We start from the raw sequence: 12790 nt of genomic DNA, 5'->3' as shown, positions 1-12790 counted from the left end.
CTTCGTAATCTTGCCCTGAAAGCGACAACTGTATACGAACGACGAGGAAGCACTTCATTGTTATTCCAGAGAAAAACCAGAACATGTTCGCTGCTTCCACATTGATCGTTTCGATTGCTGTTGCAAGTTTAGTTAGTGATTAAAAGGACACACACCAAAAGTATGAAATTAGTTTGATTTTGTCCAATTCGCCGACTCACCAACAACCCCATTAAAAGAGAACTGCTAAGTTATTTAAAACCTTCATAGCGGATCTCATTTTGACAACAGCCAGAAAACAGCTTATTTCCGTGGATGCGACTTCGTATTACCACTGCGTATCACGTTGTGTGAGGCGCAGTTTTTTGTGCGGCGATGACCCGCTCACCAACACGAGTTACGAACATCGAAGAGAGTGGATAGAGCGAAAAATTCACGCTCTGACGGAGGTATATTGCATCGATGTTTGCGCCTACGCCATTATGAGTAATCACTATCACCTGGTACTTCATATCAATAAAGACAAAGCGTTAGCATTGTCACTGCATGAAGTGGTCGAGCATTGGGGGCGTGAGCATAAATTACCCGTACTCATAGAGCGTTGGCAAAATAAGCAACTCACCAATCAAGCAGAGGAAGACAAGTGTCTTGAGCTCATTGAAGTATGGCGAGAAAGGCTGTGGAGCTTAAGTTGGTTCATGAAAGAGCTCAATTACGATATAGCGTGTAGAGCGAATCGAGAAGATAATTGTACAGGACACTTTTGGGAAAGCCGCTTCAAAAGCCAAGCGTTGCTTGATGAAAAAGCCCTTGCCGCCGCAATGGCGTATGTCGACTTGAATCCCATCCGAGCAGGTATTGCCACAACCCCTGAAACATCGGAGTTTACCTCGATAAAAGCCAGAATCGATGCGCTGGGTAAAAATTTAGCAACAGCCCCATGCTTACACCCTTTTATCGGTAACCCGACGAATGAAATGCTAGATGGTATTCCGTTTCGGCTCATCGACTACATTGAGTTAGTAGACTGGACTGCACGTCTATTTCGCGAAGACAAAGCCAGTATGGATGCTAATCAACCCGCTATTTTGGCGCGTTTGAATTTCAATCAGAAGAGTTGGTTAACGGTATGTACTGCGTTAGAAAAGACACGCTCGACAGCGGTTGGGTGTCACGTTCATACAGTCCAAGCTAAGGCTGCCTTAAAAAAGAAAAAGATGCACATCTATCAATTAGAGTAAGCGTCATTTTCACTGCCGCTCCTACCCATAGGCCAGTGAAAATTCTGGATATAGTCGTTCGCCCAATGCCTAAACGTAAGTAACGTCCCTTAACAAACTAGACAACTTCACCAAAATAGATTGAAGAAAGCTAAAGTATGGAGTTAATTATCGCTTTGAATACGGGAGTGCTTTAGATTTCTTTTTTAGGTGTGTGTCCTTTATAAGATTTCTTATTGTCGTCTTAACGCCGTCGGTGGTTGCGCCACACCCGATACGATAACACTAATTCGTTGCTCATGCCGGTAGCATTGCTATTCGAGCTTTTGGGTATTTCAATTGTAACTGTTGTGCGAGTTTAAATAACGCTGGTTTGTTTATCGTAACCATAGATAACTTCGATTGGGAAGGCGGGGGTTTCGTTGTGTATTCTTTCCTTTTTTGGATACCCCTATGAAAAAAGTAGTTCTGCTTTTATCTGCTTCTATTATCGTGACTGGTTGTGTTACTCGTAAAGTCACTGTTTTGCCTGAAGCGCAATCTATAACGCCAATCTCTAAGGCAGCTATTCATAATCTGAATTGTGAAATCATCGATACATATACGATTGATGACTCTCACCCCAATAATGTCACACCAGTCCTAAAAAATGAGACCTATCAAGCAGGCGGGAGTAGATATAGAATTATAACCGTCCTATCTGAAAGGCGTGGTCGTCCAAGCAGTGTTGTTGCAGAATTTTATTCATGCACAAGTCCACACAAATCAAGGCCTTCTGGTGTTGTTAATTTACTTCCAGGAGCTCATGGAGTCTCACCTATTTCGTTTGCAGAAATGGAGAATTCTGATTGTAAGGTTGTGGGTTCACATGTCGTTGAAAAGACTGACCCACAGAATTTGGCCACAGAGTTAGCGAATGAAGTGTTCATGAAAGGAGGCAACCGACATCACATTACTAAAATTATTGACACGGATGGTGTAAATCCAACCTCTGTTGCTGCAGACATCTATCGCTGCAAACATCAATCTGTAAGTTTTTAGTCGTATTTACGCGAATATAACAAACAAGTATGGCGTCAATAACTAAATTTTGGCGCTGTTTTTATCCCATATGGCTCCATCTCTTAACATCGAATTTAGAGTTACAATTATCTTGCTAATATAAGCAATGATAGCGACTTTCTTAGCTTTCTGCAGTAGTACGCTGAATCTGGTCACCTAGTTAGCGGTAATATCATCACCTCATAAGTTTGCAGTTACAGTGAACTCATGCCTAATTGGCCCAAATCAAATTATATGGCCTAGATATTATGATTAAAAGGACACACACCAAAAGTATGAAATTAGTTTGATTTTGTCCAATTCGCCGACTCACCAACAATTGAGCGCTTGTTTGGTCGTTCATAAGCACCATTTAATGCGGCGTAAACTTTACTCACGCGAGGTAGTACGATGATAAAAATTAGAGAGTATGTTGAAGCCGATGCTCAGGCACTTTGGGATATACATTTTTACACTATTCGCAATGTAAACCTTCGTGATTACAGCCAAGCACAAGTTGAGGCTTGGGCTCCTGAACGTATAGAGTGGTCTATCTGGACGAATAGAATGAATGGTTTGAATCCATTTGTAGCTGAAATTGACGGTATCGTTGTAGGTTATACAGATCTTCAACCTGATGGTTTAATCGACCACTTCTTTTGCCATCATGAGTATCAAGGTATGGGCGTTGGAAAGACATTGATGAATCACGTTCTCGGTGTTGGTAGAGAGCGGAATATTTCTCGTTTTTACTCAGAAGTTAGTATTACAGCTAAACCATTTTATGAGCACTTTGGGTTTAAAGTGGTTCAGGCTCAAGAAATGGAAGTTCGTGGGCAAAAGCTAAGAAATTTCGTAATGGAAAAGTACAGCTAACAAACGACTATGGCGTCAATAGCGAATTTTTAACTGATTTTTCATTTGTAGTCGTACGCTGAACCTGGTCACCTAGTTAGCGGTAATACCATCATCTCATAAGTTTGCAGTTACAGTGAACTCATGCCTAATTGGCCCAAATCAAATTATATGGCCTAGATATTGGTTACAGTTATTGGCTGAGGATCTTTATTTGAGTTCTAGCGCGTCAATGAATGGAGTCGTTTGTGTATGGATCGTTGTGGGAAATGTAAGCAGTTCACAAGAACAAAAGAGAATAGCAAGGATTTATGTGGAGCGTGGGACCAACCAACCACCGCCAATAGGGCTGCCTGTGAGTTTTTTATTCCTTTAAATTTGAATCTATTTACAGGTGATAAAACACAGCATGAACTTTAAATTTCAAGTATAAAAACAGGTTAAGTTAACCGCCAATGCGTGAGGTTTTCAGCTCGTGTAATTGGTGCGTTACTCTGCAACTTTATTAGGTTCTAAGTGTTAGGAGTGAATCGCTAAAAGGGACGTATGAAACAAGAAAATTGTGTAGGAATTAGAGTCGCTGAGCTATCTGAACTGCTGCAGGTTTATTCGCTAATATCATCAAACGATGAATGGACGAGGTTCAATGGCCCTTATTATTCATACCAACATCCAACTTTGGCTGAATTTAAGAAATCGACCTTTGCCAAGCTGCTCAATGGATCGGAGATGCAGTTAATCACTTTTAATGGCAAACCGGTCGGAACAGTAAATTGCTACTGGGAATGCGAGGCGACTCGTTGGCTAGAGGCTGGTGTTGTCCTTTATGACTCAGGCTCTTGGGGGCATGGTATTGCCGCGAAAGCCGTTCCACTTTGGGTTAGTCATTTGTTTGATGTTTATGACGTTGAACGTGTTGGCATGACAACTTGGTCAGGTAATCCCAGAATGATAGCGCTTGCACGTAAGTTAGGCTTTCAGCAAGAAGCACGTTTGCGAAAGGTTCGTTATTATCAGGGGGAGTATTACGACTCGGTTAAATTTGGGGTGTTGCGTGATGAGTGGGTACATCGCAGCTAACAATCGGCATTTATGGTTGAGTGTAGTGACTACAGTTGCTTTATTTGGGTAGGGTGGTTGCGTTGCTGACTACTACATTGGGCGTTATGAGATTAAATGAGTCTCACGTTGAAAGAGTCAAACAGGTGAAGTTGGCTGACGAACAGGTCAAATTTGCAGGTACAGCAGAAGAATTCCTTTCTGACAATAGTGAGTCAAATCATCGATACATTATTAAAAGTAATGGAGATGTCGTTGGCTTTTTCAAAATAATGCTGAGTTTCTCTTTGGGATTAGACTATTCTTTTTGTCCAAAAAATTCGTTGGTATTAGGCATTTTTGCCATCGGTGTAAATCATCAAGGAAAAGGAACAAGAGCTATACAAGCATTATTGCCATATCTAAAGATAAATTATCCAGAATCTGAGTTAGTTTACCTAACTGTGAATTGCAAGAATCCGACCGCTAAAAGGTGTTGTCACAAAAGTCATTTTGTTGATACTGGTGAGCTATACCTGGGCGGTGAAGCTGGACCTCAACATATCATGTACTCAAAAATCGCATAGCACGGGCTTCAAACGGAGCAAAAATACTTGGTTGTGTGGGTACTCCCACCATTGTAGCCAACTATTTTTGACCGCTTAAGCGAGTGTTAACTACTATTAGATTTCACACTTTAAAAGGTTGGGGGTTCTATGAAAGGTTCAGGTAAATGCTTATGTGGCGCTGTTAAGTTGGAAGTTGAGTATGCTAGCAACGAATTAGCGGCTTGCCACTGTAGTATGTGTAGGAATTGGTCTGGTGGCCCAATGCTAGCGATTGATTGCGCTGATTCAGTTGAAATATCAGGTGAGGAAAATGTTGTTAGATATCAGTCATCAGAATGGGCGGAGAGAGGTTTCTGCGGAAAATGTGGGACACACCTGTTTTACTTTTTAGTGCCAAATAACCAATATCATCTTCCTGTTGGGCTATTGATATCGAATGATAGCTACAAGTTAACTCACCAAATATTCATTGACGAAAAGCCAGAATATTATGAGTTCAAGAATGAAACGCAAAATATGACAGGCGCAGAAGTTTTTGCCCACTTCGAAAGTGAAGAATAAGCCGTTAACAAGTGCTCAAACAGACTCGTACAGTTTGCTCGCGCTTGGCGCATTTTATCAAACTGTACTTACCCGATTAGCAAAGCATAGTGTGTATTTGCTCGTAATAATCATCTGGAATACTCAATTAGATAGTCACTCGCATGCATAATGCGCAAATGATGCTAAGAGATTTTGGAGTTAGGATGGATCTGGTTGTTGAGTTGTCGTATAACACAGCAAAATGGAAAACGGTGGCTGCCTTTGTTGGTACTTATTCTGTTACTTATTTAGGGATGACGCTGCTATCGCCTGATTATATTGAATTATGGCCTCATGCTCTCATGTTTTTCTGTGTCCTTTTAGGTTTCTTGGCATCATCGATGTTTAAGCGAAATCCTTTAACCCTAAGAGATGGAGATATTTATCTTAAGGGGATAAAAGCGGAACTTAATCTAAAGCAATCTTTGCTAGGCTACCAATACATTCAGGTTACCGCTCTTACGGAAAGAGGCTACCACAGAATCAAAGTTTTTAAGCACCATGTCGTTGTTGATGATTGGTTGTACTTGTCAGGACAATGCACATAAAAGCGTTTCTAGTCGATTCGTACCGCTTGGTTTTATTTTAAGTGAGTCACACGCTTTGCGAGACCCTCGTTGTCACTAAGATGACGGTCTAATACATTTGCTACGCGATGGTTATTCTTTTACTCTAACTTTCGGAAAGTAAGTCACTATATTGTTTGTTGCGACGCATTAATTGGGCCTTATACGTGAAGGGGGAAATATGAGAAATCAGGGAAAACTGTTCTTCTTTTGTGGCAAAATGGGTGCAGGTAAGTCGACGAAATCTAGTGCTGTAGCCGCAGAAAACAATGCGGTTCTAATTTCTGAAGACGACTGGTTATCGGCGCACTATCCTAACCAAATTCAAACCTTTAATGACTACATTAGGGTTTCAAACCTCATTAAGCCTTTCGTAAAAAGTCATGTCCAAAATCTACTGAGCACTGGGACCAACGTGGTGATGGACTTTCCTGCGAATACTGTCAATCAGAGATCTTGGTTTACATCGTTATGCTTGGAAGTTAATAGTGAACACGAGCTTTGGTATTTAGATTTAAGTGATGAAGAATGTTTATCCCAAATAGCTAAACGTCGGGTTGAACAACCGGAAAGGGCACACTTCGATACTGAAGCCGTTTTCCATCATGTCACTGAGTATTTTGAAGTCCCAACAGACAATGAAAACTTGAGTCTGGTACATGTGGCAGGAAAAGAAAAACAAACGCGGTAAGTACGCGTTATACCGTAATCAGTTGCTCGCTATTTCATAGCCTACGGTAAACATTACCTCGCTTGCGTTTTCAAGCGGCTACAAGTTGGATGGCAGCGTTGATCACTACTTCATGCTACGTTATGTTGCCGATGGAATTTACCGTATATACAGGATAAATATGGTGTTACTTAGAGAAATGCGCCAAGAGGAGTATCCGGCTTATTGTCAGTATTTCATAGACGATTACAGCCAAGAGATAGCGAAAAACTATGGACATTCTTTAGACGTTTCAATTGAATTAGCTAAGAAAGATTTGCACCGCTGCTTTCCCAATGGACTTGAAGGTAATGACCATTCATTACTCTGTATTGATGCCAAAATCGATGGGGAGTTTACGCTTGTGGGTTACCTCTGGCACTCAATAAACACTGATGATAAATCGACTTTTATCTATGATTTCTTTGTTTCGAGTGAGTATCGAGGTTACGGTTTTGGTACACAATCCATCTCAGTGTTGGAAGGTCAGCTACGAGCTATTGGTATCAATCAAATAAAGCTGAGGGTTGCGTATCATAATGAACGTGCGCTTAAATTATATAAAGAGGTTGGTTTTGAGATTACTGGCTTCAATATGTCCAAGAAAGTCAGTGGGTAGCCTGAGCACACTATGCCACTCGGGTGATATAGTGGATGTGATCGTTATCCGAGAAAACAATACATTACGGTATAGTTGTTGAGGAAATATGGATATACAGCCGATCACCACTGCAGAGGTTTTACCAATCAGGCACCGAGTCCTTTGGCCCAATAAGTCACCTTCATTTTGTGAAGTAGAAGGCGATGAATACGCTACCCATTATGGTGCGTTTATTGATGGGAAACTCGTTTGCGTCGCCTCCGTCTATCGCAATGCTGATGAGGCGAGACTGAGAAAATTTGCCACGTTGCCTGAATATCAAGGTCAAGGGATTGGAACCAAGGTGATAGAACGATTAGTTTGCGATTTAAAGCTCGCCACAGTGCGTTACTTTTGGTGTGATGCTCGCACTTCAGCCGTTTCATTCTATCAACACTTTGGGCTGTGCATTGAAGGCGATGAATTTCAAAAATCAGGTGTTTCGTATTTTAAAATGTCTGTGTCGTGGGGGTAAAAACCACACATCTAACACGTGAGCATGCGCAGTCACTCGTTGATCGGTGGTAGCATTACTCATTACTCATTACTCATTACTCATTACTCATTACTTGACGTGGTGTTATTTTTTATAAAATAATCCGTTATTTCGTACAGAATTTTTTAGGCTAAAAATGAAACCTACACAAAAACAAGATGAGCAAATATCAGGTATGATCTTCTCAAAGATCTACCCACTTTATGTGGCTAAAGTGCAAAAGAAAGGCCGCACTACAGAGGAACTTAACGAGGTAATTCGTTGGCTTACTGGTTATAGTGATACCGAACTCAACGCTCACATTGAAGGCTCCGCCACATTCGGAACGTTCTTTTCTGAGGCCACCGTTAATCCAAATTCGAAGTTAATTACTGGCAAGATTTGTGGTTATAAAGTCGAAGAGATTGAAAACCCTATTACGCAACAAGCGAGATACCTTGATAAATTGGTGGATGAGCTTGCTAAAGGGCATAAACTGGAAAAAGTACTACGTGGTCAGTAAAAGAAACGGAGTGGGAGGGGTTTTGGTCGCTAGCGACCACTTGTCTTAACGCTGTGTTTTAGTCGCCGTAATAATAAGGGTATTCAATAAAGCGCGACCAAGCAAAGGGAGTTAATACATTGGAAATGGATATATTCGTCGTTGACGCATTTACAGATCAACAGTTTAAAGGTAATTCAGCGGCTGTCATACCAGTTAAAACTTGGCCGTCTGATGACTTAATGCAAAGTATTGCGGCAGAAAATAACCTATCAGAAACTGCTTACATCAAAAGTGTGGGTACCAATAGGTACGAAATTCGTTGGTTTTCACCACTGACTGAAATTGATTTTTGTGGTCACGCTACGTTGGCATCGGCCCATGTGCTGTTTAACGAATTCAGTGTTAAACACGACATTGAGTTTATCACCCAAAAAGTGGGCACCTTAACCGTCATTCTTAATGATAACAATGAAATAGAAATGACGTTCCCCAATCAGAATCCACAGGCCGTTGAATCTATACCAAAACAATTGTTGGCTGGTCTTTCTGTGAAGCCCCTTGAGGTTTTAAAAAACAGACAAGCGTACTTTGCCGTATTTCCTAATGAAAGAGACGTTTTAGACGTCACTTATGTATCAGAGCAGCTGAAGCAATTAGCACCTTTAGATATTGTCGTGACGGCTAGATCTCACGAGTATGATTTTGTCTCTCGTTACTTTTGGCCAGCAAACGGTGGTGAAGAAGACCCTGTTACTGGCTCGATTCATTCAGGGTTAGCACCGTATTGGGCAGGTAAATTGGGTAAATCCGATTTACTGGCTTACCAAGCATCCCAAAGGGGCGGTATCCTTAAATGTCGTGTTTCAGAACGAGCGGTTGTTGTTTCTGGAAAAGGTGTTTTATATCTCAAAGGTGTGATTAACGTCTAGCGGAAGCCTTTATTCGTTCAGCATGTAAACCCAACGTATTTACGTTTATTAAGGTGTTAGCTTAACGCGCCAATGAGAGATTTTATGCAAAAATTGATAGAACAATACACAGGTGTTGATGAAGATGGTCGGTTAACGCGGCAGCTCATTACGAAGATGGAGTTTGATGCGACAATGCGAGCATTGGACGACTATCTTTCTCCTGGGATAAAAATTCTAGAACAAGGTGCTGCAACTGGGCGGTATTCTCTCAACTTTGCAAAAATGGGCTGTGACACCACAGCAGTAGAGCTTGCGCCTGAGCAAGTTGATATTTTGAAGCGCAAAGCGGCAGAACAAGGTTTAGCTCTATCCGTCTACGAAGGAAACGCTTGCAGCGTTCCTTTCGTTGAGACTTGCTCACAAGATGTCTGCGTTATCCTCGGTCCTCTTTATCATTTACAAACCCAAGCGGAGCGAGATTTAGCGATTTCCGAAGCATATCGGGTGTTAAAGACCGATGGGATAATAGCGGTAGCGTATATCTCGCGTTATTTTGTCGCGGGTATGTTTGCCCAACAATCGCCTGAATTAATCACACCCGAAGTATTAAGTACGCTATTAGAATCTGGTCTCGTTCCCAGTCAATTAGCCGATGGTTTTTTTAACGTTGGTTATTTTGCTACACCAGCAGAAATCGAAGATTTGATCGCTAAAGGTGGCTTCGCGAAACTTCGCCATCTCTCTACCGATGGATTTGGACGTTACATTTCGTCCGGTATAAATAATTTCACTTCAGAACAATATGAAACTTGGCTACGCTACCATTTAAAAACGTGTGATGAGCCATCCCTGCTGGGGGCAAGTAATCATGGCTTGGTGATTGCGAGAAAAACCGTTAATTCTCTAACTCTTTAACTCTTTAACTCTTTAATTCAAGGTAACCAGTGATGCGTGAGTCGTTGAGACGCAAAATAATCGAAACATGCCAGAAAAAGCTGGATCAAAAAGGTGACAATGTAGGCGTTTCGTTTTATGCCTTCTTTGCAAATAAAAACGATGACCCTGAGTTGCTGATGGAGGCCGCTACTTGGTGGATCCAAGACAATAAGCTCGACCATTTTGAGAAAGCTCGGAAGATCAAGGATATGGTTGAATCTGGACAATAGTACTAACGAATGAGAATACCGAGATAGGTATCCTGAGATAGGTATCCGCGATTTATCAAAACGATACGCTGTTAGGGGGAAGAATATTGAAATTTGATCAACGCAACGCTCGATTTAACTTTCGAAGCGTTGCTGTCATCATACGTGACAACCATGTATTGCTGCATAGGCTTGCTGGCGATTCTTTTTGGGCGCTGCCTGGAGGTAGGGTTGAGTTATTTGAATATTCTGATGCAACCCTTAATCGAGAGTTGTTAGAAGAATTAGGTGTAGAGTCCGTTGTTAAACGCCACCTCTGGTATGTGGAAAGCTTCTTTGAGCACTCAGGTAAGAAAATACATGAAATCGCGAATTACTTCCTTGTTCAACTCGTTGAATCTTATCGATTTCCCATGAATGAAGTTTTCTATGGTATTGAGACCGATATAAGCCTTGAATTTAAGTGGTTTTCGTTGAACGACGTGTCTGATGTCGATTTGAAGCCAGATTTTTTGCGAGTGGGGCTTTTAGATTTGCCTCGAGAAATTAAGTATATCAAAGTATGTTGACCCATAGAGTAGCACAACAGTTTATGTGTATCGGATAAAGGAAGATTAATGGAAACTCATATTGGCAAGGGACGCGATCTCATCAGCCTTGGTCAGGCGATCCGCTACCAGGTGTTTACCATCGAACAAAACATTCCAGCCGAATTAGATATTGATGGCCTTGACGACGATTCATTTCATGCCATTGTCACTGAGCGAAGTATACCGATTGCGACGGCTCGCCTGACCGTTAGGAGTGATGGCTCTTCCACAATGGCTAGAGTTGCGGTTATGGAGGCCTATCGAGGTTTTGGAATCGCGTCGAAAGTTGTTCAAGCACTAAAAGAACACGCTAAGAGCATGGGAGTCGGTTCTATTGAAATCCATGCTCATGGTTATCTCAGAAGCTACTATGAGAAACTTGGATTTGAATTTGCTAAATAAGTGGAAATGGTTGGTGAGCATCAGTTAATCGAAATGCAGCACCAAATAGTGCGCACATGACAAATGCCTAAAGTGTATGTGTAATGCTCGCCACTTTCGGTTAAGACTATGGCGTGCTTGGCAGTGCTGCCCGTTAGCTCAGTAATGATTGCTGTCGTTTTAATAAAAAATGGAGGAAATATGTCAAAGGAATTAAAAGCATCATCATTGAAAGTTCAAGCGGTTCTGACCCAACATGGTCATGACTTTGTTATCCAGCAAATGCCTAGCTCAACTCGGACTGCCGTTGATGCCGCTGAATCTATTGGATGTACGGTTTCTCAGATAGCCAAATCATTAATCTTCAAGCATGGTCAAACAGGTGAACCCGTTTTGATTGTTGCGTCGGGTAGTAATATGGTGTGCGCTGACAAGGTACAGGAAGCGACAGGTATCGTACTTAAAAAAGCCGATGCTTCGTTTGTTCGAGACAACGTAGGGTATGCGATAGGGGGTGTTCCTCCAGTCGCCCACAACACAACAGTTCAAACTATTTTGGATAATGACTTGCGCCAGTACTCAGAAGTCTGGGCAGCAGCCGGAACGCCTAATTCAGTGTTTAAACTCAACCCACAACATTTAGGTGAACTCACGAATGGCCAGTGGATAGATTTGGCAAAAGACATATGACGAGCATCTAACGCTCATATCGGACGTTGATAGGTTTGGTATATTGCCGAAGTGTGTCGGTTGGTTACCGCATCAAGGAAAGACGTACGAGTAAATTTCACAAAATATGACACTGAAAGAAGTAGGGATGTATGAATTTTGAAGATTTATCAGAACAAGATATTTTAGCGATTGCGAATCCTATCATGGATAACTTAATGGCAGCTTCCACTGATATTGATCATGACAAGCATATTCAAGACTTTACTGATCGAATGAAGCAAATAGTGACGAAAGATTACTTTCAAGATGTTTGTGAAAAATACCAGTCTGAAAAAGGGTATTTTTCACAACGGGAAGTCGTTGCGGTGTTCAAGCGCCGAGATTCTGCCGCCATTGTTTGGAAGCAATCATTTACTAAAGTTAGCGGTGATTTTGTTGCGGAAATGGTTTTGGTTGAGGTTGATGGCCAATACCGATGCGATCATGTCATGGTGTTTTAGTTCGATAGTATTCCTATGTCTTATCTGAGCAATAAGCATATTTCATTTAACTCATTGCTTATAAATGAGTGTTGAATCTCATTCTAACCTTTGATTATGGTTTAATTTTACTTTTTGTTTTGTAGCCTGAATGTACAGTAGAGGGCGAGATGAGCGTTAGAATTTGCAAAGCATGTGGGAATACGACCGAACATAAAGAGTTAATTAAACAAAAGCCATCCAAATATGGCAAAAGTAACAAAGAACAGTTTAAGGCTTTTGTTGAGGGTTTCCTCGGTGGAGTGGCAAGTCCGGCTGGCGCCTCTTTAGATCTCATCGACCGATACATCGTTTGTACACAGTGCGGGCACAAAACGTTAGAAAATCATGGTGAAGAATTCCAATAAACTCATTATTAGATATTAGATATTAG

General features: G+C 41.5%; 19 protein-coding genes and 1 pseudogene. 19 read left to right on the top strand and 1 reads right to left on the bottom strand.

Annotated features, from left to right (window positions below; all coding sequences use genetic code 11):
- Nucleotides 1-260 precede the first annotated feature (260 nt).
- Together AB4405_RS10355 and AB4405_RS10350 are read left to right on the top strand one after the other, a co-directional pair.
- Nucleotides 261-1220, top strand: a complete 960-nt coding sequence (locus tag AB4405_RS10355; protein WP_372060721.1) for a transposase — start codon at nucleotides 261-263, stop codon at nucleotides 1218-1220.
- A 432-nt stretch (nucleotides 1221-1652) separates the two neighbouring features.
- Nucleotides 1653-2240, top strand: coding sequence for a DUF1471 domain-containing protein (locus AB4405_RS10350; protein WP_372060720.1), 588 nt, complete (start codon nucleotides 1653-1655; stop codon nucleotides 2238-2240).
- Between the two features lie 42 nt (nucleotides 2241-2282).
- On the opposite strand, the pseudogene AB4405_RS10345 reads toward AB4405_RS10350, so the two are convergent.
- Nucleotides 2283-2390, bottom strand: a pseudogene (locus tag AB4405_RS10345) (IS110 family transposase); the annotation flags it as partial.
- A 261-nt stretch (nucleotides 2391-2651) separates the two neighbouring features.
- On the opposite strand from AB4405_RS10345, the gene AB4405_RS10340 reads away from it, so the two are divergent.
- From AB4405_RS10340 to AB4405_RS10260, 17 genes are all read left to right on the top strand, one after another.
- On the top strand, nucleotides 2652-3116 hold the full coding sequence (locus AB4405_RS10340; RefSeq protein WP_372060719.1) for an N-acetyltransferase family protein: 465 nt from the start codon (nucleotides 2652-2654) through the stop codon (nucleotides 3114-3116).
- Nucleotides 3117-3641: 525 nt separating this feature from the next.
- Nucleotides 3642-4175 (top strand): GNAT family N-acetyltransferase, encoded by a 534-nt coding sequence (locus AB4405_RS10335; protein WP_372060718.1) that lies wholly within the window; start codon nucleotides 3642-3644, stop codon nucleotides 4173-4175.
- A gap of 86 nt (nucleotides 4176-4261) precedes the next feature.
- Nucleotides 4262-4720 (top strand): GNAT family N-acetyltransferase, encoded by a 459-nt coding sequence (locus AB4405_RS10330; protein ID WP_372060722.1) that lies wholly within the window; start codon nucleotides 4262-4264, stop codon nucleotides 4718-4720.
- Nucleotides 4721-4849: 129 nt separating this feature from the next.
- Entirely contained in the window at nucleotides 4850-5263 is a 414-nt protein-coding gene (locus AB4405_RS10325) for a GFA family protein (RefSeq protein ID WP_102469209.1), read from the top strand.
- A 185-nt stretch (nucleotides 5264-5448) separates the two neighbouring features.
- Nucleotides 5449-5832, top strand: a complete 384-nt coding sequence (locus AB4405_RS10320) for a hypothetical protein (protein ID WP_372060717.1) — start codon at nucleotides 5449-5451, stop codon at nucleotides 5830-5832.
- Between the two features lie 199 nt (nucleotides 5833-6031).
- On the top strand, nucleotides 6032-6541 hold the full coding sequence (locus tag AB4405_RS10315; protein ID WP_372060716.1) for an AAA family ATPase: 510 nt from the start codon (nucleotides 6032-6034) through the stop codon (nucleotides 6539-6541).
- A 160-nt stretch (nucleotides 6542-6701) separates the two neighbouring features.
- The gene (locus AB4405_RS10310) at nucleotides 6702-7178 is read left to right on the top strand and encodes a GNAT family N-acetyltransferase (protein WP_372060715.1); all 477 of its coding nucleotides are present in this window, start codon (nucleotides 6702-6704) and stop codon (nucleotides 7176-7178) included.
- A gap of 88 nt (nucleotides 7179-7266) precedes the next feature.
- On the top strand, nucleotides 7267-7674 hold the full coding sequence (locus AB4405_RS10305) for a GNAT family N-acetyltransferase (RefSeq protein ID WP_372060714.1): 408 nt from the start codon (nucleotides 7267-7269) through the stop codon (nucleotides 7672-7674).
- Nucleotides 7675-7831: 157 nt separating this feature from the next.
- A complete protein-coding gene (locus AB4405_RS10300) occupies nucleotides 7832-8197 on the top strand; it encodes a DUF2200 domain-containing protein (protein ID WP_372060713.1) in 366 nt (121 codons plus the stop codon).
- Nucleotides 8198-8316: 119 nt separating this feature from the next.
- Nucleotides 8317-9108, top strand: a complete 792-nt coding sequence (locus AB4405_RS10295; protein ID WP_372060712.1) for a PhzF family phenazine biosynthesis protein — start codon at nucleotides 8317-8319, stop codon at nucleotides 9106-9108.
- A gap of 84 nt (nucleotides 9109-9192) precedes the next feature.
- Nucleotides 9193-10005, top strand: a complete 813-nt coding sequence (locus tag AB4405_RS10290) for a class I SAM-dependent methyltransferase (protein WP_372060711.1) — start codon at nucleotides 9193-9195, stop codon at nucleotides 10003-10005.
- A gap of 32 nt (nucleotides 10006-10037) precedes the next feature.
- Nucleotides 10038-10256, top strand: a complete 219-nt coding sequence (locus AB4405_RS10285) for a DUF6500 family protein (RefSeq protein WP_372060710.1) — start codon at nucleotides 10038-10040, stop codon at nucleotides 10254-10256.
- An 86-nt stretch (nucleotides 10257-10342) separates the two neighbouring features.
- Nucleotides 10343-10804 (top strand): NUDIX hydrolase, encoded by a 462-nt coding sequence (locus tag AB4405_RS10280; RefSeq protein WP_372060709.1) that lies wholly within the window; start codon nucleotides 10343-10345, stop codon nucleotides 10802-10804.
- A gap of 48 nt (nucleotides 10805-10852) precedes the next feature.
- A complete protein-coding gene (locus AB4405_RS10275) occupies nucleotides 10853-11227 on the top strand; it encodes a GNAT family N-acetyltransferase (RefSeq protein WP_372060708.1) in 375 nt (124 codons plus the stop codon).
- 180 nt (nucleotides 11228-11407) lie between these two features.
- Nucleotides 11408-11896, top strand: coding sequence for a YbaK/EbsC family protein (locus AB4405_RS10270; RefSeq protein WP_372060707.1), 489 nt, complete (start codon nucleotides 11408-11410; stop codon nucleotides 11894-11896).
- Between the two features lie 131 nt (nucleotides 11897-12027).
- Entirely contained in the window at nucleotides 12028-12378 is a 351-nt protein-coding gene (locus AB4405_RS10265; RefSeq protein WP_372060706.1) for a hypothetical protein, read from the top strand.
- Nucleotides 12379-12527: 149 nt separating this feature from the next.
- Nucleotides 12528-12764, top strand: a complete 237-nt coding sequence (locus tag AB4405_RS10260; protein ID WP_372060705.1) for a hypothetical protein — start codon at nucleotides 12528-12530, stop codon at nucleotides 12762-12764.
- The last annotated feature ends 26 nt before the right edge of the window (nucleotides 12765-12790 follow it).

The sequence above is a fragment of the Vibrio sp. 10N.261.51.F12 genome (genome assembly GCF_041471725.1).
Taxonomy (GTDB): domain Bacteria; phylum Pseudomonadota; class Gammaproteobacteria; order Enterobacterales; family Vibrionaceae; genus Vibrio.
This window is presented reverse-complemented; position numbering and strand designations above follow the sequence as displayed.

What these genes read in the sequence shown, in the direction of transcription:
- AB4405_RS10335 (WP_372060718.1), top strand. Translation starts at nt 3,642, where the DNA reads ATGAAACAAGAAAATTGTGTAGGAATTAGAGTCGCTGAGCTATCTGAA.
- AB4405_RS10290 (WP_372060711.1), top strand. Translation starts at nt 9,193, where the DNA reads ATGCAAAAATTGATAGAACAATACACAGGTGTTGATGAAGATGGTCGG.
- AB4405_RS10320 (WP_372060717.1), top strand. Translation starts at nt 5,449, where the DNA reads ATGGATCTGGTTGTTGAGTTGTCGTATAACACAGCAAAATGGAAAACG.
- AB4405_RS10305 (WP_372060714.1), top strand. Translation starts at nt 7,267, where the DNA reads ATGGATATACAGCCGATCACCACTGCAGAGGTTTTACCAATCAGGCAC.
- AB4405_RS10260 (WP_372060705.1), top strand. Translation starts at nt 12,528, where the DNA reads ATGAGCGTTAGAATTTGCAAAGCATGTGGGAATACGACCGAACATAAA.
- AB4405_RS10325 (WP_102469209.1), top strand. Translation starts at nt 4,850, where the DNA reads ATGAAAGGTTCAGGTAAATGCTTATGTGGCGCTGTTAAGTTGGAAGTT.
- AB4405_RS10340 (WP_372060719.1), top strand. Translation starts at nt 2,652, where the DNA reads ATGATAAAAATTAGAGAGTATGTTGAAGCCGATGCTCAGGCACTTTGG.
- AB4405_RS10330 (WP_372060722.1), top strand. Translation starts at nt 4,262, where the DNA reads ATGAGATTAAATGAGTCTCACGTTGAAAGAGTCAAACAGGTGAAGTTG.
- AB4405_RS10300 (WP_372060713.1), top strand. Translation starts at nt 7,832, where the DNA reads ATGAAACCTACACAAAAACAAGATGAGCAAATATCAGGTATGATCTTC.
- AB4405_RS10310 (WP_372060715.1), top strand. Translation starts at nt 6,702, where the DNA reads ATGGTGTTACTTAGAGAAATGCGCCAAGAGGAGTATCCGGCTTATTGT.
- AB4405_RS10270 (WP_372060707.1), top strand. Translation starts at nt 11,408, where the DNA reads ATGTCAAAGGAATTAAAAGCATCATCATTGAAAGTTCAAGCGGTTCTG.
- AB4405_RS10265 (WP_372060706.1), top strand. Translation starts at nt 12,028, where the DNA reads ATGAATTTTGAAGATTTATCAGAACAAGATATTTTAGCGATTGCGAAT.
- AB4405_RS10350 (WP_372060720.1), top strand. Translation starts at nt 1,653, where the DNA reads ATGAAAAAAGTAGTTCTGCTTTTATCTGCTTCTATTATCGTGACTGGT.
- AB4405_RS10285 (WP_372060710.1), top strand. Translation starts at nt 10,038, where the DNA reads ATGCGTGAGTCGTTGAGACGCAAAATAATCGAAACATGCCAGAAAAAG.
- AB4405_RS10315 (WP_372060716.1), top strand. Translation starts at nt 6,032, where the DNA reads ATGAGAAATCAGGGAAAACTGTTCTTCTTTTGTGGCAAAATGGGTGCA.
- AB4405_RS10275 (WP_372060708.1), top strand. Translation starts at nt 10,853, where the DNA reads ATGGAAACTCATATTGGCAAGGGACGCGATCTCATCAGCCTTGGTCAG.